This window comes from Microbulbifer sp. THAF38 (genome assembly GCF_009363535.1).
GTDB lineage: Bacteria > Pseudomonadota > Gammaproteobacteria > Pseudomonadales > Cellvibrionaceae > Microbulbifer.
In genome coordinates this window covers 2,193,126-2,214,597 of the sequence record NZ_CP045369.1, presented here as the reverse complement: position 1 = coordinate 2,214,597, position 21,472 = coordinate 2,193,126, and the positions used below count along the sequence as shown (strand labels likewise).

The 21,472-nt window shown below is 49.1% G+C and carries 14 protein-coding genes; 7 read left to right on the top strand and 7 right to left on the bottom strand.

Annotated elements, in window-relative coordinates; all coding sequences use genetic code 11:
* Positions 1-54: 54 nt before the first annotated feature.
* Both FIU95_RS09440 and FIU95_RS09435 read right to left on the bottom strand, forming a co-directional pair.
* On the bottom strand, positions 55-3,159 hold the full coding sequence (locus FIU95_RS09440; protein WP_152453540.1) for an efflux RND transporter permease subunit: 3,105 nt from the start codon (positions 3,157-3,159) through the stop codon (positions 55-57).
* Positions 3,156-4,238, bottom strand: coding sequence for an efflux RND transporter periplasmic adaptor subunit (locus tag FIU95_RS09435; protein WP_152453539.1), 1,083 nt, complete (start codon positions 4,236-4,238; stop codon positions 3,156-3,158). Before FIU95_RS09435 ends, FIU95_RS09440 begins: the two co-directional genes overlap by 4 nt.
* Positions 4,239-4,910: 672 nt before the next feature.
* Between FIU95_RS09435 and FIU95_RS09430 the strand changes: the two genes are divergently transcribed.
* Entirely contained in the window at positions 4,911-5,840 is a 930-nt protein-coding gene (locus tag FIU95_RS09430) for a dienelactone hydrolase family protein (protein WP_172975364.1), read from the top strand.
* Positions 5,841-6,001: 161 nt separating this feature from the next.
* Here the strand turns inward: FIU95_RS09430 and FIU95_RS09425 are convergent, their stop codons facing one another.
* Positions 6,002-7,387: an amidase family protein gene (locus FIU95_RS09425; protein ID WP_152453537.1), complete on the bottom strand. Its 1,386-nt coding sequence runs from the start codon at positions 7,385-7,387 to the stop codon at positions 6,002-6,004.
* A gap of 225 nt (positions 7,388-7,612) precedes the next feature.
* On the opposite strand from FIU95_RS09425, the gene FIU95_RS09420 reads away from it, so the two are divergent.
* On the top strand, positions 7,613-8,824 hold the full coding sequence (locus FIU95_RS09420) for a CaiB/BaiF CoA-transferase family protein (protein WP_172975363.1): 1,212 nt from the start codon (positions 7,613-7,615) through the stop codon (positions 8,822-8,824).
* Positions 8,825-8,851: 27 nt separating this feature from the next.
* Positions 8,852-9,874: a methyltransferase gene (locus FIU95_RS09415; RefSeq protein WP_152453535.1), complete on the top strand. Its 1,023-nt coding sequence runs from the start codon at positions 8,852-8,854 to the stop codon at positions 9,872-9,874.
* A gap of 27 nt (positions 9,875-9,901) precedes the next feature.
* Here FIU95_RS09415 and FIU95_RS09410 read toward each other — a convergent pair whose 3' ends face one another.
* The gene (locus FIU95_RS09410) at positions 9,902-11,206 is read right to left on the bottom strand and encodes a multicopper oxidase family protein (RefSeq protein ID WP_152453534.1); all 1,305 of its coding nucleotides are present in this window, start codon (positions 11,204-11,206) and stop codon (positions 9,902-9,904) included.
* Positions 11,207-11,218: 12 nt separating this feature from the next.
* The gene (locus FIU95_RS09405) at positions 11,219-12,709 is read right to left on the bottom strand and encodes a TolC family protein (RefSeq protein WP_152453533.1); all 1,491 of its coding nucleotides are present in this window, start codon (positions 12,707-12,709) and stop codon (positions 11,219-11,221) included.
* A gap of 214 nt (positions 12,710-12,923) precedes the next feature.
* On the opposite strand from FIU95_RS09405, the gene FIU95_RS09400 reads away from it, so the two are divergent.
* The gene (locus FIU95_RS09400; protein ID WP_152453532.1) at positions 12,924-14,084 is read left to right on the top strand and encodes an AMP-binding protein; all 1,161 of its coding nucleotides are present in this window, start codon (positions 12,924-12,926) and stop codon (positions 14,082-14,084) included.
* A gap of 115 nt (positions 14,085-14,199) precedes the next feature.
* Here the strand turns inward: FIU95_RS09400 and FIU95_RS09395 are convergent, their stop codons facing one another.
* Together FIU95_RS09395 and FIU95_RS09390 are read right to left on the bottom strand one after the other, a co-directional pair.
* Complete coding sequence (locus FIU95_RS09395; RefSeq protein ID WP_152453531.1) at positions 14,200-14,577, bottom strand: hypothetical protein; 378 nt, start codon at positions 14,575-14,577, stop codon at positions 14,200-14,202.
* Between the two features lie 252 nt (positions 14,578-14,829).
* Positions 14,830-15,738 (bottom strand): hypothetical protein, encoded by a 909-nt coding sequence (locus FIU95_RS09390; protein ID WP_152453530.1) that lies wholly within the window; start codon positions 15,736-15,738, stop codon positions 14,830-14,832.
* A gap of 253 nt (positions 15,739-15,991) precedes the next feature.
* On the opposite strand from FIU95_RS09390, the gene FIU95_RS09385 reads away from it, so the two are divergent.
* From FIU95_RS09385 to FIU95_RS09375, 3 genes are all read left to right on the top strand, one after another.
* On the top strand, positions 15,992-16,396 hold the full coding sequence (locus tag FIU95_RS09385; RefSeq protein ID WP_152453529.1) for a hypothetical protein: 405 nt from the start codon (positions 15,992-15,994) through the stop codon (positions 16,394-16,396).
* A 245-nt stretch (positions 16,397-16,641) separates the two neighbouring features.
* On the top strand, positions 16,642-18,180 hold the full coding sequence (locus FIU95_RS09380) for an efflux RND transporter periplasmic adaptor subunit (RefSeq protein ID WP_152453528.1): 1,539 nt from the start codon (positions 16,642-16,644) through the stop codon (positions 18,178-18,180).
* On the top strand, positions 18,174-21,311 hold the full coding sequence (locus FIU95_RS09375) for an efflux RND transporter permease subunit (RefSeq protein ID WP_152453527.1): 3,138 nt from the start codon (positions 18,174-18,176) through the stop codon (positions 21,309-21,311). Before FIU95_RS09380 ends, FIU95_RS09375 begins: the two co-directional genes overlap by 7 nt.
* Positions 21,312-21,472: the final 161 nt, after the last annotated feature.

Genomic DNA, 21,472 nt, shown 5'->3' with positions numbered 1-21,472 from the left:
CCTGGCTTTTTGCGTATTGGATCAATTGTGGGCACCTCTAACTGGGCAAATATCTTACACCAGAGCATCAACAATCAACGTTCTTGACTCTTCCTCAGAGTTCACAACACTTCGCTGAAGTTTGAATAAAGGAAGAGATAACATGGCTGACATGTAAACCAATACCAAGAGAGCGGAAAAAAGCATTCCACCAGTAATGACCGCTGCAAGGCCTCGATATATCGCTGCGCTATCACCGGGATTCAGAACCAGAGGCAAGTTGCCTAATATGCACGTTATGGTAGTCAGCATTATCGGGCGAATACGCAAGTTCACCGCGTTTTTAATCGCCTCAAATTGATTTGCACCGGCATTCATTGCCACCTGATACTGGTTAACCAATAGAATAGAGTTATTCACCACGAGCCCCATCAGCATTACAAAACCTATCATCGTAATAACATCGAGGTTCTGCGTCACAAATAGGTTAAGGAAGCTAAGGCTCAACATACCACCAGCAAAAGATAAGGGGATCGCGAGTAAAACAGCTGCAGCCAACTTAATAGAACCCAAGGTAAAGGACATGATCATTCCTAATATCACTAAAGCAGCAAAAAATAGATAGAGGAACTCCTGAAGGAACACCTTAAGCTCATTGGCACTACCACGAAACTGAACGTGCACCCCCTGATACTCACCGGTACTCATAAAGCGTTTGACGCTTCCACTGACACTGTCGACAAACTCTTTCATGGCGATTTCTGCAGGCGGTGTTAGGTTCAAAGAAACACTAACATCCTGGTCGACACGAAGAATGTTATCTGGGGCCAGGGTAATTTTTGCTTCAGTCAGTTGACGTAGAGGAACCAAGCCATGCCCTCCAATCATTATCTCCGTATCAAGAAGCTGCTTAAGATCCCTGGGCTCTCTAGACTTCAAATAGAATGGGAGCGTATTAGTCCCTGTATAGAAATTTCCCAGATATACCCCATCGGTTAAGGTTACGAGATAACGATTGAAGTCCGATAGACTCACTCCAAAATGTATAAGCTGCTCCTGATTTGGCTGAAATTCAATACGCACCCCGCGGTCATTTAGCGCTGTGCCTTCCTGAATCTGGGCATTTGGAAACTCAGACCTTAGGTGAGCCAATAATTCTCTTCCCACAGACTGTAGGACTGGAAGTTCTGCGCCCTTCACATCTAACTGGCTAACCCGACTATTAGGCATCGCAAATTGCAGTAACTGGCCTTGACGGGTAAATATCCTTGTGCCGACCAAATCATGCACAACCTCTGTTTCGACCCAATTCTTGAATTCATCAAACTCCCAATCCCCATGAGTATAAAAATAGAGATTACACATAGCTGGATAGCACATGATTCCATAGGTAGAGATCTGTGAACTTCGGGCACCAATCTTTCGTTCAATCCTATTCTGGATAATCTGGGCTGCTTCCTCTTCAATAACATCCAAAGCCATGGGCTCTTCAAAATTGATATAAGTGGAAACCATTGCCTGTTTGGGCTCTGGCAATACATCAATAGGGGGAGCTGCAACATAGGCAACGAAGAGTGCTACAGGTACACAGAGCAATAACACTGCATAAGCCCATTGCCGACGCGTTGCCGGCAATACCGACCAATTTATAAATTTCGATAGTAGTCGATTGGACTCATTACCCTTCTCTCGAGAAGCTTTTACTGATAAGCCTTTCAAGGTATACCGTGCTATCGCCGGCAAGAGAACCAGAGCGAACAACAATGAAGCCAAAAGTGCACTGGAGATAGTGAAGGCGAGATCCATAAACAATTGCCCAGTGGGCGATTGCATGGCGAGGATTGGCAGAAACACGATGACACTGGAGATTGTCGAAGACGCCAATGCACCACTGACCTCTTGAGTCCCTCTGCGAATACTTGGTAAAAGTCCCAAACCCTGCTGCCGTAGCCGCTGGATATTCTCGACAACAATGATAGCGGCATCAACCAACAACCCGATGGATAGAGCTACGCCGGCCAAAGAGATGACATTCATACTCTTGCCAGCTATGTACATTCCAAGGGTAACAAGAGCAACGCAAACCGGTATGCTGAGGAAAATCAGGAACAGAGTCCTTAGATCTCGCAAAAACCAATACAGGACAAGGCAAGCCAGTAATGCTCCCACTAGCAGGCTTCCGTAAACAAGCATTAGAGAGTTACGTATACTCTTTGAGTCATCACGACTAAACGCTACCTCCATTCCTAAATTCGACAAGTCTCCACGATTCAACTCATCGATCACCTGCTTGATGCTATCGATGGAATCTAAAACGTTGATATTCTCTGCCGGTTGTAAGTAGAAATAGAAAGCTCGGTTGCCTTGAAGCGCAAAGTAATTCCAGTCGGAAACCAATCGAGTATGGACTGAGGCAATATCCCCCAGTTGAATAATGTGTGGCCCCCTGCTGGCAATCGGTATATTGCGGAGTTCATTCAATGGTACATGGCCATTGAAATGCAGCCCGTATTCTTTGGAACCAATTTTCAGGCTTCCACCGGACCGGTCTACCAGATCATTGAGACGGGATTGCACTTCATCTATGGTCAGTGAATGGTTGGCGAGCTTGACCGGTTCAAACTCGATATCGACACGCTGCTCCATGGGCGTGCCTGCGACTATCACCGAGGCGACACCAGGGACTTTACTAAATGCGGGTTGGATATGGTCTCTAAAAGCCTGGATGAGTTCAGCTTCACTAGCCGAAGTTTTCGAATAAAGGAAGAAGCTGGCTAGTGTAGCGCCCGCACCATTACTGAAGTTAAAGACACGAGGTAGCGGTACGTGTGAAGGCCAGTTTGGTACCTGGTTCATGCGCGAGAGCACATCAATATACACCTGCTCCATATCGGCATCTAAGTGAAAGGTCATGGTGGTCCAGGCAAAACCGTTGGACGTATTGGTCTGAATCTCCTTGAGATGCCCTATTGAAGATAACTCTTGTTCCAAGGGAGCAACAAGAGCTTGTTCTATTTCACTCGCTGTCTTACCAGGCCAGGATGTTGCGAGAGCAATTTGGGGGCGATCAATGGCCGGCAATAGTGCATTGGGCAATTTAAGACCAGCGGTAATTCCTAGAATAACTAATAAGAAACCGCAGCTTATGATTACCGCGCTGTATTTCTCCAAAAGCTTCATGACTGTGCCTTATTCACCGGTATCACATCCTGATCTACCTGCAAGCCTTCATGCCCAACCACAACCAATAAATCACCGGGTTGGATTTCTGACTGGACAACGAAATAGGAGTCCAAAGTGTCGAGTATTCTTACTGGTACCTTATGTACTTTATTCTCCCCATCGACAGCCCAAACTTGATGTGTATTGCCTTCAAGCTTGACGGCATCTGATGGGACCCGGGTAATACTCTCGTTTTGAAATGCATTTTCAGCTCTTTTGAGCATAGAAACCTGGAAACGCTGTCCCACTAATAACGATTGGTACTGATCTCCATTACTTTCAAAATAGAGCGTTAAATTTTGAGTATCAGTTTCTACCGTTACGCCAATATCACGTAAAAAGATCGGCTCACCCTGAAGATGGAATTCAAACTTTTCTATTGAGGAGACTTCAGGCGCTTGATCTTGGGGAACCTTGCACTCCAGTTGCTTCTTTTCCAGGGGTAACAATTGCGCAATTCTCTGGCCGGGACTTAACCTCTCACCTGGGCTAGCAATCACTTGTATCACTTGACCATTAAACGGCGCATAGTGTTTCAGATGTTCTAGGCGATATTCACTGGTTTGTAATTGCTGTTTCAATCGCTGCCTATTCAGCCGGTAGGTATTGACCTGAAGTAGCAGCACACTCAGCTGGGATTGAGACACCATCTCACTTTGTCTTAAGGTCTCAAGCCTCGCCAATTCGTCTTTTGCATGTTTAAGTTGCGCCTCTACAAGCTCAAGATCGGTGCGAATGACCGCAATCTCACTGTTTAGGTAATAACCATCCTGCTCCGCCACCAAATCACCGGCTTTAATCGTCGAACCGACGGGCTTCACAGTAGTCAATTCAGCTTGATTATGGCTGGAAACTTCATGTAAAAACGGTACGCTAACTGTACAATAAAGCGTGGTCTCCACGGCTTGCTGCCACTCCAAAGCCTTCTCTACAATGACACGCTCCTGACCAGCCGCATGCACAACCATTGAGCCCAGAGCCAATGTGATTAGCCAACAGCCTGTTTTTATTGGTTTGACCAGTGCAATATTCCTCATTCGTGTTCCTTACGAAAAAGTCAAATGAATTGAGTGGCTAAAAAACGTGTTCTCAAGATTGCCATCTTCACAGAGAGTTGTCTTTGGCTATTTACCTGTAATTTGTACCAGATACGACTCTTTCGCTTACCTATATCTACACCATAATCGAATATCCGCGATTAAAAGACTTGAAAGATTTTGTTGTTTTTTTAGGCTTGTGAAGATTGTCTGTCATCAAATTTAAAAGTGTCCAACAGGCTACTCTTATTTCAGGTACCCAATTTCGGGAATACTGTTAAAACAATCCCATTTATATCTTAGTAGTAAGAATTTTCGTAGATTTAACTTGGCTGTCTCTTAGTTTACCAATAGGCTACTTCCCATACTTCAAGCCTTCCTACATGAAGGTTTGAGATCGGTAATTCACTTTAACGGTCAATTAAATAAAACATATCTATTTAAGATAAAAGGAATAATCCACCAACAAATAGGTCAAATATGTTCTTGAGGTTACTCTCTACCATCGTCTTACTGCTTTCACCGATCTATACAACCGCGAACAGCGCCACAAATGTTGGAGTCGCAACCCTAAATTATATTGATACCAGCAGGCCATCCTGGGATGGAGAGGGAAAGCGGCCTGTCACTTCTCACTTGTTTTACCCTACCGCCGAAGCTCATAGCGAACCTTTGTTACTGGGGCAGCCAGGTAAAGAGCTATTCAATGCTGGAGAGGTGGCTTGGGCAGCTAAACCACTTTTCAATGAAAAGATGCCTTTAATACTGATGTCCCATGGAACAGGTGGATCTGCCCTACAAATGCTCTGGATTGCCCAGCGCTTAGTCGAAAACGGGTATCTGGTGCTTGGCGTCAATCATCATGGTAATACCGCAATAGAGCCTAAAAAATACGCTGCGGGTTACACTTTATGGTGGGAGCGAACACGCGACCTCTCTTTTTCCTTAAATTCTATCCTGAAGGATGAGAATTGGTCACAGCATATTGACCCCAGCAAGATAGGCGTTGTGGGTTTTTCTTTAGGTGGTTATACCGCACTCTCTGCTATCGGAGGCATCACAGATAGATCACTGTTCAAGGATTTCTGTCATAGCCAGAAGAGAGATTTTACTTGTGAGGGACAGGCAGAGTTCCCAAATATCAACGAAGCCTTCAAAAAGGTGGAGAATAATCCCTATATAAAAGTTTCCCTCTCAGAACACGGAAGTTCCTATAAAATCGATCAAATTTCCGCAGCTTATATTCTCTCCCCAGCTGTCTCCCAGGCTCTAACCCAGGAAAGCCTAATGGAGATCTCTGTTCCAGTATCCGTTGCCGTCGGTTCTCTCGATAGCGTTGCACCCAGTTTGACCAATGCCCATAGGATTGCATCTTTGATTTCAGGTGCTGAATATAAGGAGATAGAAAAGGCGAGCCACTACACTTTCCTATCTACTTGTACCCCTCTCGGCAAAAAGTACTTAGAAGGGCTTTGTGAAGATCACAAGACCCTTGATAGATCACAAGTTCATGAGAGCCTGAGCCTGGATATACTTAAGTTTTTTGATCAAAAACTTAACCGCAAAGAGAAACAAACAATGGCATCCTATAAAGAGCATTAACTTTTTGTTCTCATCACTTTTGTTCACATCATTCTAAGAAGTGGGCTTGCAATATACTCTAAGAGTGATTGCAGCCCATCAATATTAAGAGTACAGGGGGGCATAGTTATAGTGGTAAATGTCTCAATAGATACTTGACCAGATATTTAATAACTATGGAGCTAAACGGTTTTAGGAGAGCAAATATCCTCTACTGCCATACCAATAGCAAGTAAATCTAAATCTTCACCAGGCAGACCATCAAGTTCGAGTCCTATGGGTAAACCAGTTGTTGTGCTCTCCAAGGGAATGCTAAGACCCGGAGCACCCCAGACGGACGTTGCTGCAATATTTCGCTCATACACTTGCAGCGTTGGTACTGACACCCCATTAATATTGATCGACAGCGATGAGGTCGCAATTGGCTGAGCCTCAATGGATGCCGTAGGGAAAATTATCGCATCAACGCCTTTGCGTTTTATAGCATCAAGATATTTCTGCTGTACTTTCGGCAGTTTACTCAAAGCGTATTTATATTGCTCATCTGTTGGTGCACTGCGCCCAATCACCGATTCCTGGTATATCTCTTTCACATCTGCACTGGCGATACTGTCAATTAACTGCTCAAGGGTAGTATCAGGTTGGTATTTCTGTAAAAAAGTGATCATTGCCGACTTCATTTGGTGATAAGCGATTGGGTAGCCTATGTCGAAGGCAGAGTCTACTAACTCTGTCAAATCTAACTTCGTTAATGTCAAGCCTGCTTTTTTCAATCGCTCCTGGGCTAATTGGAAAGCGGACTTCACTCGGGGAGAAAGGTCAGCTGAGTGGGGATAGGCAACGCCAAAGTGTAAACCCTTAAGCTCTTTTCGGTTAGGCAAAGAGGTTTTGTTCATTATTGCAAATAGATAGGTCACATCTTCTACAGTTCGCGCCATGGGGCCTACAACGTCGAATGTTGGAACCGAAGGGACAATGCCAGCCTGACTTAAAGCGTTTGTGGTGGGGCGAAAGCCAACAATACCCGTCAGTGCTGCGGGCAATCTTACGGAACCTGCCGTGTCCGTACCTAGCCCAGCAGGTACTATACCGGCAGCAATCGCAGCTGCAGTGCCTCCCGAAGAACCACCTGGAAAGCAGGTTAAACCCATAGGGTTCCTTACTGCACCAAAAGCCGCATTATTTGAAGTCACACCAAATGCCAACTCATGCATATTTGCCTTGCCCACTATAATGGCATTCGCATCGATTAAAGAACGGACAACAGGCGCTGAGTGGCTGGCAATGAAGTCTATACCGGGTGTACCAGCCGTTGTATGCATGCCTTTCACATTGATATTGTCTTTGATTGCCAAAGGAATGCCGCTGAGTGGCCCTAAAGGTGCTCCTTCAGCCACCAACCTATCGATATGCTGTGCTGCAGCTAATGCTTTTTCTTTATCTAAGCTAATAAAAGCATTGAGGTTCTCATCGGCGCGAGCTTTATCCAAAGACTCTTCAATCAATGTAGTTGACGTCAACTCACCAGCACGGATTTTTTCGGCAAGTTGTAAAATAGATTGTGTCATTTATATCTTCCGGCGTGAGGCATGCTCACCATGTGTACTGACGGCCCGTTCTTTCTACACTTATCGCCAATGTATTTTCAACACCCACATTCATCAATGTAGTGCCAATTAAAATTGGCTATTTAAACATTCACAAATCATATGCTACCTAAGCGAAACAAACTTATAGAAAATTTTAGCCAGACTATTGTTAGATATAACAAATCACTAAGCGACCCCTTCACAATGCTACCTCTTCAAAATAAACGTATCCTTTCATTTGAAACCTGGGGCGCAGGTTCCTTTCATGGCACACTGTTAGCCATGTTAGGCGCAGAGGTGATCAATATTGAAGATCCCAAACAAAACGGTAATCCATTAAGAAGGATGGGCGCATTATTTTTTGATGAAAATCATGCAGATAATGAAAGCGCCGAAACAACTCTTCACAATAAGAAAAGCCTGGCACTGGATATACGCACTCCAGAAGGTAAAAAAGTCTTTCATGAGCTTGTTAAAAACGCGGATGCCGTTATTGATAATTTTCGAGGTTCATTACCTGAAGCGCTGGGTGTTATTTATACGGAACTGAAAACAGTCAATCCTAGAATCGTTTGCACTCATCTCTCTGGATATGGCCGAGATAACAATAGAAAGAGCTGGCCTGGCTATGACTTCCTGATGCAGGCCGAGACAGGATGGATGTCAGTTACCGGAGATCCAGGATCCATTCCCACTAAAGTCGGAGTCTCAGTGGTCGATTTGCTGGGCAGCGTCTATTCAGCTCTATGCACCGTTTCAGGCCTGTTACGTACCGAAATCACTGGTAAAGGCGGAGATTTTGATACTAATCTCTTTGACATTGCCCTGAACTGCCTCTGCTATCAAGGCTTATGGTTCCTCAATGAGGGGATAGTACCCAAAAAGCAACCTCGCTCCGCTCACGCGTCACAGGCGCCCTCCCAATTAGTGAAAACTGCTGATGGATGGTTTTATGTTGCCTGCCTGACTCAAAAATTCTGGGAAATACTTTGTTCGGAATTAGGCGATGAATCCCTCAAGAAAGATGATCGTTTTTCTACGAATGAGGACAGAATGCGACATAGGGAAGAGTTAACAAAAGCCCTTGATTCTATCTTCAAAAAGAAAACCTGTGCTCAATGGGCTGAGCAAATGGAGGGCAGGGTTCCCTGTGCACCTGTCTACGATATCCCCCAAGCTTTAAACAACCCCTATGTACGCAAGAATAACAAAATAGTTTCCGTTCCCTATACACGTAGCAAGAGCCGCAAGTCCATCAAATTCTTAAATACCCCCTTCTCTATTGGCGACACTCCACCGTTGAAATTTCAGCAAGCGCCCCTTTATGGGGAAAACACTCGTGAAATTCTGTTTGGTATTGGCCTCACCGACAAGGAGGTAGAGGAGCTTTATCAGTCCGGGGTGATCCACTACTAGAGCTATTAGGCAAAGGGAAAGAGTTCCATGCAGATACAACCCCCCACTATTTCTGACGCCCCCCTGTGGGACCGCCTAATGGGCAATTACACCTTCGCCTGCCTGATGGTCGCGGCCCAGCTCAATATTTGTGGGTTAATTGAAGAAGGCTGCAATACCAGTGAAAAGTTAGCCCGAAAATTACAACTCAGCCACAAAGGCATTAATCACTACCTTTTGATACTGAATCATTTGGGTTACATCAGTATTGAAAATAACCAATTAAAGAACACTAAACTTGCAAAAAATTATCTTGATAAGACCAGTCCCTATTATTGGGGTGAAGTCCTTCTCGACCCCTTTTCCATCTACGATATCAACCACCTGGACAAAAAGATTTTAACCAGCCTGAAATGTGAGTATGAACTTGAGTGCAAAGGTCGCTCGGTAACAGATATGTGGCAGAATGACGAAATGGATAATGAGTCTGCTGCAGCCTTTACCCGTTTAATGCATTCGCAAGGTTTCGCCTCCGCAGTTAAGGCAGCTTCAAACGGTACTTTCAAAAGCGTTAACACCTTACTGGATGCCGGTGCCGGCTCTGGAACCATAGCGCTGGCCTTTTGCGATGCCTATCCAGATCGCAATGCCCTGCTCTTTGATCTGGGGCCTGTCTGTGAGACAGCGAAAGAGTATGTTGAAAAATTCAACAAAAAAGAGCAGATAACCGTAGTGAAGGGAGACCTGTTCAGTGCCAATTGGCCCACAGGTTTTGATGGTATTTGCTTTAGCAATGTACTGCACGATTGGCAGGAAGCGACCTGTGAAAACCTGCTAAGCAAAGCTTTCTCTTTGTTACCTAAAGGAGGCCATATCTTTATCCATGACATGCTCTTAGACGAGAGCCAGCTGACCCCAAGCCTGTTTAGCTTCCACCTTTTTATGAATCATGGCTCGCAGTTGTTTTCAGAGCAACAGCTAGTCCAACTCCTCACTATAACGGGTTTTAAAAACCCTCTATGCCACAAAGCGCTTGGCTATTTTTCTGTGGTATCGGCCCAAAAAGCCTGACTGTATTTCAATTAACTTCGATAGCCCCTAAGAATGCCGTGGCGGTTCACCGTAGTTGGGATCGCTGCTGACAAGCCAGGCCACTGTGCCTGGAGGCGCTTTGTACCAGCCGGGATCTCGATAATCTCCTGGTGCCAAATCATCGCGTACTTTCACCAGGGTAAACATGCCGCCCATCTCGATATTGCCGTAGGGGCCTTTACCCACGAGCATCGGCATTGTATTGCGCGGCCCTGGGAGGTGCCCCTCCTCTACATGGACCTGGTGCTCGGCCATACCATAGCGCCCCATAGGCATGAAGCCCGGCAGCATCTCTTGAATTTCAGTCGCTACGCCGCTTTGATCCACCCCCATCGGATTGGGAATATTGTGCCCCATCGCATTCATGGTGTGGTGGGCCATATGACAGTGGAAGGCCCAGTCGCCGGGCACGGCAATAAACTCTATATCGCGGGTCTGGCCCACGGCGACAATCTCCGTAGCTTCCTGCCGCCACTGGGAACGGGGCCAACGGCTTCCATCGGAACCGGTAACGTAGAACTGCACTCCATGCATATGCATGGGATGATTCCACATAGACAGATTCCCCATGCGCACACGTACCCGCTCACCGGTACGGGCAACCAAAGGATCAATTGCCGGAAATACTTTGCTGTTGATCGTCCAGAGATCAAAGTCCACCATCACCGATGGGTCCGGTCTATAGGTGCCCGGATGTACCGCCCAGTTATGTAATAAGAAACTGTAATCACGGTCTACTGGTTCAATCTCTGGCTCTCGGGGATGAATAATAAACATCCCCATCATACCTTCCGCCATCTGTACCATCTCATCCGCATGAGGGTGGTACATGTGAGTACCTTGTTGGTTAAGGGTAAATTCGTAGGCGAAAGTCTCGCCGGGCTGAATATGTGGCTGGGATACACCCCCGACTCCATCCATGCCACTCGGTAGGATAATGCCGTGCCAATGTACCGTGGTATGCTCCTTGAGGCGGTTAGTCACCAGTATGCGCACCCGATCCCCTTCCACGGCCTCAATCGTTGGACCGGGGGTGGTCCCGTTATACCCCCAACATTTGACACGGGTGCCGGGGGCAAACTCATGTTCCACCTCTTCTGCTACCAAGTGGAATTCCTTAACGTCCCCTTTTAACCTATAGGGAAGTGTCCAGCCATTCAGTGTTCGAGTCGGAACATAGCTGGAAGTTTTGTCGCCCTCTGACGATGCATTAGGTGATTGGGCCTCCTTCCCTGCTACTGCCCGCGCGTCCAGCGCAGCACCCAGTGACCCCAGGCTTCCAGCCTGCAAGAATCTACGCCGTGAAATCATCCGTGACTCCCCTCATGGCGCCATACCGTGATGTTTGTGCCCATCTGCAGGAGCCTCCTGTGAATCTTTCCCGTGCTCCCCATGCTTCCAGGTCGACCTTGGGCTTATAAAGGCCTCTACATCTACCTTCCCTGCAGAGACTTGATTACTGCTCGGCAGGCGCCGACCCACAGCTTCCGCCAGTGAGGCGCGCGCTACCCAATAGTCTCCCAACGCCTCAAGGTAGCCCTGGTAGGCGTCATACTCCCGTTGCTTACTGAGTAGCAGCTCAAAAGTGCCGATCAGCATGTAATTTTCTTCCAGTTGCGCCTGTGTAACCGCTTCCATTCGTGCCGGAATTAAACGGGATCTAAACACAGCAACTCTTGCCCTGGCACTTTGCGTTTTAGCGAAAGCAAGACGTACGCCATTGTCACTTTCCAACAGCAGGCGCGCCACCAAACCTATAGATGCCTGTAACTCAGCATCCAGCTCAAGCAAGCGATCTTCATGTTGGGTAAAAATCGGAATCTCCCAATCCAATAACGGCCCGGTTAGATTGGCACCGTCGTCCTCTCGCTCGCGACCAATACCAAAATTCAGCTCTCCCAGCCAACGCCGCCAATCATTGTAGTGAAGATCCTCTGCCAGCCTCTCTGTGCGCGCTATGGCTGCCGCCAAGTCGAGACGGCTCTCTCGTGCAAGAAGCAAAAGCTCTTGCAGGCTGTCTTCATGGAGTACCGGTAAAGACAGCTGCGGATGCACATCCCAGATACCATCCACTGACAGTCCTAGAATTGTTGCCAACTCGGTACGTGCGGCAAAAGCCGTTTCTTCACCCTGTAACGCAACAATCTGTGCCTCTGCAGCCGCTGCCTCTGCTAATGCCAGATCCCGGGGTGTCAGATTCCCGGCTTCAAAGTAACGGCGGGCCAGTTGCCAGGAGAGATCCGCAGCTTTAGCGATTTGCCCACGCATAACGGAGACTTGTTGAGCAGCGATACAGCGGTAAAAGGCTCCCTCCGCACGAGCGGCAAGGTGTAACAGTTCCGCACCGACTTCTTGCTGGACCGTCGCAAACTCCATCGCAGCTAGGCGTTTACGTGTGGGGAGTGTGATCAGGTCGGAAAGGGAAGCCATTAGGCCGTAGGTATTCTGGGTCTGTTCGCCTGATAATAATGAAGCGGAAAATATCGGGTTACTGATGCGTCCGGCCCGGTATATCTCAGCGGCGGCAATATTGAGTTGAGCATAATAGCCGCGCAGTTCAGGGTTATTGATCAATGCGATCTGCATGGCCCTATCGGCGTTGAGGGGTGTGGCACTGAGTTCAGCCACCAATGTGGGCACAAGCTCCGGGATGACGATCTGCGCCGGCAGACCCCGCAGTTGCACCTGCTGGACAACCTGGTCTCGCGCTAACTCTACGGGCAGTGGTGAGCAGGCTGCCAACGCCAGTGTTAAGGCGAGGATTGAGTGCTCTACCGAGCCCTTTCGCCAATAAGCCAAGGTGGTTCCTGTCATCCCATTTCTGGGCAACAGTTTAGTTGAGGGACTTTAGCAAATCTGTCTCAGTCGCTTGATGCGACCCAATATCGAGCTAATCTATCAGCTTATTTCAAATCTAGGCTTCTAGCCCATTTTTAATCCAGCTTTACTCATCAATTTAACCACACAAGTTACTTCTAATATGAATAGCTAAGAACGCGTAAAGGAAAGCGGAAAGCTGGGGATCTCTATGGCTATTGGACACCTAAATTGGGATCAGTTGCTTTGCCATGCCAAATCACTATCTGAACACGGCGGCCTAAGCGTGCCCACCAACGCCACTAGGATTGAAGACCTCCCAATCAGTGGGCCCGAGGAGATCTTGCGCATCACTAAGGCCATAGCAAATACAAACGGCGCTATCTTAAATTCCAGTGGTGGTACCACGGGAAAACCAAAGCTCGCTTATACGCCCTTTCACCAGGCAATGGGAAGGCTACTCCAACAATGGAAACCGCTGGGGCCTGGTAGTGTACTTCTCAACCTTTTCAATCCGGGCCGTTTATGGGGTGCCCACTACTTTATCCAAACCCTCTGTGAAAAGAGTAAAGCCATCTCTGTGCCCGCAGGCCCATTTACCCCGGAAGAAGTGAGTGCATGGATAGAGACATTTGATGAAATTGGGATCAATGCCCTTGCAGGAGCGCCAACAGGATTAGCTGACTTTGCCCAGGGATTAATGGATGCCAAAGGCAAACTGGCTATCAATACCATTATCTGGATGGCAGAACCCTGGACCGAGAGCAAGTTTAAAGCAGTGCGTAGTGCCTTCCCCAACGCCGGGTTCTGGTGTGATTACGGATCGGTGGAAACCAACAGTATTGCCGTCAATGGGCCAGAGTGTGATCGGGATACCTACCATCTGCTCCCGGATCAATTGATCGAACCCAATGATCACGGTGCCTTGTTGACCCGCATCGGCGATGGTTGGACGGTACCGCTAATTCGTTACCGCCTGGGCGATAAAATCGAAAAGAGCCATTGCCGCTGCGGCCGCAGCGACGCACTTATTATTGAAGGGCGTGCAGATGACTCCGTCAGCTTACTGAGTGCACTGATCAGTACCGGTCAAGTGATCAGACTCGCAGAACAGGTCCCTGGTGTTGAGGAGGTCCAGCTGCTTCTCACACGAAGCAAAAAAGAGACAGCTATCAGGGAGGCCAGTGTCTTTACCATTACTTTCACTGGCGCCGCAGAACCGCAGCAGGTAAGTAAACAAATATTAAACGGCATTCACAATTTAGCTTCAGTGGTCCATCAATACCCCAACTCATTTCTGGTAAAACGGGTACAAAAACTACAGAGGGTTACACGAACCAATAAAGTTCCCGCTGTAATTTGGAGAGAATGAGCCAGCCAGGCATTACTATAAATGAAGAAAGTAGGCACTGACTGCCACTGTACTAGAGCCTTATTTATAAACGATTAGATTATCACCTCAGACTTAAATTTGACTGTTTATATTATTAATGTAAGGGATATTTAATCTCCTTAGCCATCACCCACATCTTATAGTCTGTCGGCATTTCGGAGAGGTAATTTAGAGTGTTATAGATCAGGCTCTTCTCCATTTGGTCTATTCCCAAAGATTTGCTCCAACCCTCAGCTGCCAATCGATAACTCATCACAATCAGAAGAAACTTTTGCTCATTCGATAGCCCACTGCCATGCCCGTTAATTAAGAGGTGCATGGAGACAAGGTCATAATCCAGGTCAAACTTGGACTCATTGACCTGGATATTGATTTGGGCAGAGCGCCCGGACACCGATGATCCACGAGCAACAACCTGCATCTCATCCAAGAAAAAGGATACGTGAGCAATATCATTGTCTGAGCTATTCACATATCGCCCCCTCAACGCCAGTTCTCGAATCTGCCTTTTACTAATTTCACCTCGGAGCCATAAGTTGGTCATTTTTGTGAGAGGACCGTAGGATTCCGTGGCGGGGATGTTTTCTTCTGCCGCAAGGGGCAATGAAATGAGAAGTACGACAAAACAAATACAGGTCCTTGTTACAGCCATTGCTACTACCACTCAAAATCATGAATTGACCACACAAGCGTCATAAGGCGTTATCGCTATTAATGAGTATATTCAAGGATTGGTATACGAACATTGCTTTGGGGCGCAACGACACTCATTGACGGCTTTATCGGTCGGGGGTTTAAATTCCAGATTAATTTGAGTTCTATCGGCTCGCCTTCTCTCTTTGTGTCTCTGCAATGACTCTTTCGTTGATGCATGAAATCCTCCAGAGAGAAAATACCCCATGAATATGTCAACCTTCTCATCCAGGCTAAAACTACTCTTCCCCAGACCTATCCGGGAGTTAACTTTCGACAAACTGTAAGTCAATAAAATATCTTGACCATCACGATCGAACAGGCTAAATAGGCCTATCGCCCAATCGGTTTCCAATACATGTGAGAGCGCGTAAAACTTATCCACAAATTCTAAATAGATTAAGGAAAAGTCTTCACCTCCTTGAAGAAATCTACTTACGTAAGTGGATTCCTCCTCCCGTAAAAAATCCAACTCTGCCTGGATCGTTATTTCCTGAATATCATTAGCCAGGATATAGCCAGTGAGTTTATTAACTTCAGCCACAGTCATGCCAAGTTCATAAAGTTTAGCTTGGTGTTTAGGCAGTCCTCGCCAAGAGGATAACGGCATTAGCAACCGGTATGCGGTCATCCACTCAGGATGTTCTTTTAAATTCACCTCATACCAAGTCGGACTCTTTTTTTCAAGGCCGTGCTTTTGGAGGAAAGACAAGTCTTCACCGTCATAACTCGCTTGGCGAACTGCTTTCATTCGCAGCCATGCTGTCAAATTCCGTTCCCTACTCAGTATCCAGTCGCTATCAATTTTCTTATTGAGATCATTCGCCGTAGCATGCAACATCTGTAAGGCATCTTGAGTAGAGCTAGCGAAAGCCGAAGTAGTAAAGATGATGCTCATTAAAGAAATCAACAATAAGGCGGCATTTGGAAGGAATGGCATTGGGGAACCTTATGTCGCTTTCGATAGCTATATGTGACTTGGCCCATTATTAAGAGGGGCACAGCTTAATTATCGCTTGGAAGCCTGCCTCGAAGAGAAAATGGATGTCGGAATTCCCACCATAGGGCTCATGGGAAATTGCTGAGCCTCGTTTATATTTTCATTGCCTGGAGAAACTTGAGAACACCAGCCAGTCACGCGGTGAAGGCAATCTTTGTCGGGTAGCCAATCTCTGGTGTATGATTTATCAGTAATGAAGCACTACTCCTCCACATTTCGCGCCAAACTGATTGCTATGGCGGCCCTGCTCCTGCTGATGTTCCAGGTGCAAACCGTGCTTGCCTGCGAAATGATGGAGAGCCCTGAGCCAGCAGCGGAGTGCTGTTGTGACCATATGGTTACCAGCTCAGAGCCCGATGAGGTCGACTGCTGTGAATACGATACCCAGGTTTCCCTCAAGATCTCCTTGGATGATCAGGCGGCCACCTTAACCACCGCTTTCCTTGGCCTGGAACTTCCTCAGCTGGCACCACCACCCACTTACCAGTGGCCGCAAATATTGGCCCCACCGGTGCCCAACGCGGTTACACCCTTTCCCCTAGCCTTTACCTTCCCCGGCAATCGAACCTGGTTGGCCACTCTGCGCCTGCGTATTTGATCACTCCCTCTCTCTGATTTACGAAATTTCCAGCAGCACCATATATCCGTTTTTCGATTTTTGTCATTGCTGCTGTTGGGCTTCAGAAAGATTGTTCTAGGAGTGAACCCTTTGATTTCCCTACAAGCCGTTGCTGCCCGTAGCAGCAAAAAAATGGGCAGTGCCTTTGATAGTCAACTTGGCACCCCACGTAGCACCAAGCTCGGCACCCAAAACCTCATCCCCTCTATCTCTGGAGGTGCGAAATGAGCCGCGCGAAAACGCTGAGCCTGGTTTCTTTCGTAATTTTGCTGGCGGCAGCGGGCGCTGCTTTCTATTGGAAGAAAACAGCTGGCTTGGCTGCCACCGACCATATTGAGTTTATTCCTGCCGGCCCCTTCCAGATCGCAGTAACCGTAGATCCACAGCAGCCACGCGCTGGTAAGAACCAGATTCGCATCGAAGTTAGGGACAGAGAAAACCAGCCGGTCAAAGGTGCCGAAGTTCGCGCAATAGCGGAAATGCCTGCGATGGGTGCCATGCCGGCTATGCGCGCCCAGGCGGATATTATCGAGACCAGTCCCGGGGTTTTCCAGGGTGAGATCGAACTCGCCATGGTGGGTTCATGGCCCATGGTGGTAGATGTGGCTAACGGCCACGATCGCCATGTGGACCTGGCCTTTGATATGAGCACCAACCGCAAAGGGCTGCGCTTAAAATCAGCACCCGAAGCCTCGGATACCGCTTACTACACCTGTGCCATGCACCCGTCAGTACGCGCTGCAAAGCCCGGTACCTGCCCTATCTGCGGTATGGACTTGCAGCCGGTCAGCCACGATGAACTGCAAAGCGGCAGTATTGTGGTTGAAAGCGGCCGCCGCCAGGCCATTGGTATTAAAACTGGCACAGTTGAAAGACAGCCATTCGCCCTGCCCATTCACCTGCACGGCCAGGTGACTTACGACGAGACCCGCTTGCGCGATATCAGCCTGCGCTTTGATGGCTGGATCGGTGACCTGGATGCCGACTTTGAGGGCAAGGAAGTCAAACGCGGAGAAGTATTATTTTCCGTTTACAGCCCGGAGCTTCTGGCCATTCAGGACGAATACCTGAAAGCTCGCCGCCGCGGCGACTCCCTGGAAAAAGCCGCACGCCGGCGCCTCCTGCTCTGGGGACTCTCAGAAGAGCAGATCGATTGGCTGGTAGAGCAGCAGAAGGCACAAGACTATGTGCCGATTTTCGCTCCGGCCAGTGGCGTGATTATTGAGAAGAATATTGTCGCCGGTTCGGCCTTTCAGAAGGGGGACAACCTACTGCGTATTGCCGATCTCAGCCAGGTCTGGATCGAGGCCCACGCCTATGAGGACCAGCTGCCACTGCTAGAAAAAGGTATGCCGGCCAAGGTGCGTTTAACCAACGTCTACCACGAGGAAATCCCAGCCACCCTCACCCAGATCGACCCGTTCCTCAATCACAGCAACCGCAGCGCGCGGCTGCGCGTAACCCTGCCCAATACCGATGGCGAGCTTCGCCCAGGGTTGTTTGCAGACATTATGTTGAGTGCCGAACTGGGTAATCTTTTGGTGGTTCCCAGGGATTCTGTGCTGATTTCCGGAAAGAAACGCATCGTATTCCGCGATCTGGGCCAGGGCCGCCTGGAGCCTGTGCAGGTGTGGACCGGTTACGGGGATAGCGATCGCATTGTGATTCGCTCTGGATTGCAGGAGGGCGACAAAATCGTCACCTCGGGTGTGTTCCTGATCGCGGCAGAGAGCCGCCTGAAATCGGGGGTACAGCAGTGGTAAATACCGAACCCAAAGGGCTGATCGCCCGTATTATCGGGGCCTGTGCTGGCAAGCCGGGGATCACTCTGATCCTGGTGGCCATTGCCGCCCTGGCGGGATACCGGGCCCTTATCAATGTTCCCCTGGATGCTATCCCGGATCTCTCCGATGCCCAGGTGATCGTCATGACAGACTGGCCCGGCCGCAGCCCGGACCTGGTGGAAGACCAAATCACCTACCCGCTTTCCACCGCCATGTTGGGGCTGCCCAAGGTCAAATATGTGCGTGGCCAGAGCTTCTTTGGGCTCAGTTTTGTCTATGCCATATTTGAAGACGGCACCGATATTTACTGGGCCCGTTCACGGGTGCTCGAATACCTCAACCAAGTGGCAGACCAACTCCCTGAGGATGTTCAGCCCACCCTGGGGCCAGATGCCACCGGAGTCGGCTGGGTATTTCAGTATGCGCTGGTAGATCGCAGCGGTAAGCACGATCTACAAGAACTGCGCGCGCTACAGGATTTTAAATTGCGCTATTGGCTCACCTCTGTGGAAGGTGTGGCCGAAGTGGCCTCCATCGGTGGCTATGAGAAGGAATATCAAGTCCAGATCGACCCCCACCGCTTGCAGATGTTTAAGGTTCCTTTAGGCAAAGTGGTCGAGGCCATTCGCCGCAGTAACAACGACACCGGCGGGCGGGTGCTGGAGATTGCCGGCCACGAGCATATGGTGCGCGGCCGCGGTTATATCCGCAGTGTTTCTGACCTCGAAGAAGTAGTCATTGGAGTAAACGCGGCAAAAATTCCCGTAACCCTGGATCAGGTTGCCGATATCACCTTGGGACCGGCCATGCAGCGCGGCATTGCCGAGCTGGATGGTGAGGGGCAAACTGTCGGCGGTATTGTGGTAATGCGCTACGGTGAAAATGCCCTAAAGGTGATTGAAAGGGTTAAAGAGCGTATCGAACAGGTTCGCGCCGGTTTACCGGAAGGCGTCGAGCTGGTAGTGACTTATGATCGCTCAAAACTGATTAACAGCGCGATCGACAACCTTAAAAACACTCTGATTGAAGAGATGTTAGTGGTCGCCGCTGTGATCGCCATTTTCCTATTGCACGCACGGTCGGCTTTGATCGCGGTAATCACCCTGCCCATTGCTGTGTTATTGGCTTTTATTCCACTTTCCCTGCAAGGGCTGACCGCCAATATTATGTCGTTGGGGGGGATTGCTGTCGCCATTGGCGCCATGGTGGATGCCGCCGTGGTGATGGTGGATAACATCCATAAAAAGCTGGCAGCCAGTGGCGATAAGGCATTGTCCACTGCTGAGCGAAGAAGGTTGGTTGTTCGGGCAATGCAGGAAGTGGGGCCGAGCATCTTCTTCTCCCTGATTATTATTACGGTTTCCTTCCTGCCGGTGTTCGCACTGGAAGCCACCGAGGGCCGTTTGTTCAAACCCCTTGCCTATACCAAAACCTACAGTATGGCCTTTGCCGCACTACTGGCGATCACCCTGATCCCCGCTCTCGCCGTATTGTTGATGCGCGGCAAAATCCGCACCAAGGAAAACCCGGTCACCCGTGCCCTGGTTTTTATACTGCAGCCGGTGATCCACTTTTGTGTGCGCCAGCGCAAAATGGTGGCGGCCCTCGCGGTAATCGCCCTGGTTTCCGTGGCCTACCCCATCAGCAAGCTCGGCGGCGAATTTATGCCGCCGCTCAATGAAGGCAGTATCCTCTATATGCCCACCGCCCTACCCGGCATGTCGGTGACCGAAGCGGGCAAGGTGCTACAACAGATGGATGAAGAGCTAAAAGCCTTCCCCGAAGTTGAGCATGTGTTCGGTAAAATCGGGCGCTCCAACAGTGCAACTGACCCTGCACCACTCTCCATGGTAGAAACCGTGATTACCTTGAAACCCAAGTATGCATGGCGGCCCGGCATGACCTGGGACGACCTGCTAGCGGAGATGGATGAAAAACTACAGTATCCCGGTATGCCGAATATCTGGTGGATGCCCATCCAAACCCGTACCGAAATGCTCGCCACTGGTATTCGCAGCCAGTTAGGTATCAAGGTGTTTGGCGACAACCTGGAGGAAATCGAACAGACCGCTTTGGCCATCGAGGAAGCTCTGCGCAGCGATCAGCGCACCGCCGATGAAACCCGCAGCGTCTTTGCCGAGCGCCTCACCGGTGGCTACTTTTTGGACTTTGATATCGATCGCGCACGGGCCTCCCGCCACGGTTTAAATGTGCAGGATATCGAAGATGTGATTGCCGCGGCTGCCGGTGGCTTGGCTGCTACCCAGACAGTCGAGGGGCGCGAACGTTACGACGTACTGGTGCGCTATGCCCGCGACTACCGGGATACCCCGGAACAGCTGGAGCAGATTCTGGTTCCCGCTTCCGATGGTTCCCAGGTGCCTCTCAACCAGTTGGCAGATATGGACTTCCGCACCGGCCCGCCCATGATTCGCAATGAAGACGGGCAGTTGGTGGGTTTGGTATTTGTCGACCTGAAAGGCAATGCCGGTGTTGCAGACTATGTAAATCGAGCGAAACAGGTGGTCGCCGAACAGGTCAACTTGGTGCCCGGCCAACGCATCGCCTGGGCTGGCCAGTATCAATATCTGGAGCGGGCCAAGTCCCGCCTGCAATGGCTGGTGCCCTTGACCTTACTAGCAGTTTGTTTCCTGCTCTACCTGCACCGCGGCCGGTTATCTGACACCCTGTTTGTACTTACGGCCATGCCGATGGCACTCGTCGGGGCCTTCTGGTTGTTATACCTGCTCGACTACAAACTGAGTGTCGCCGTATGGGTGGGCATGATCGCTATGGCCGGCCTTGCCGCCGAGATGGGTCTTTTGATGCTGCACTATTTATCGGCAGCTGGCGATAATAAGTCGCAGCAAGGCAATACCGCCGCAGTCGCACAGGCTGCAGCAGGCCGCATACGGCCAATGATGATGACCAGCCTTACGCTCTTAATTTCATTGATCCCAGTGATGGTTTCAGACGGCACCGGTGCAGATGTCATGAAACGCATTGCCGCACCCATGGTCGGCGGCACCATCACCACATTGTTGTTTGTATTGCTGGTGATGCCCGGAGTGTTTTATCAGTGGAAGGCCAGAAAAGATAAGGAAAACTAATAAAGCGAGGGCATTGGATCAACTTGGTCCCGTGCCCCCTCTTCTTTCTATCGATCATATTGGACGCAGGCTCGGATTGGTGATGGCCAAGACGAGAGCGTCACACTTGGTAGAGACCACTAGTACATAGGTTTCAGCGGGATTAACTGTTAAAGTGCCCT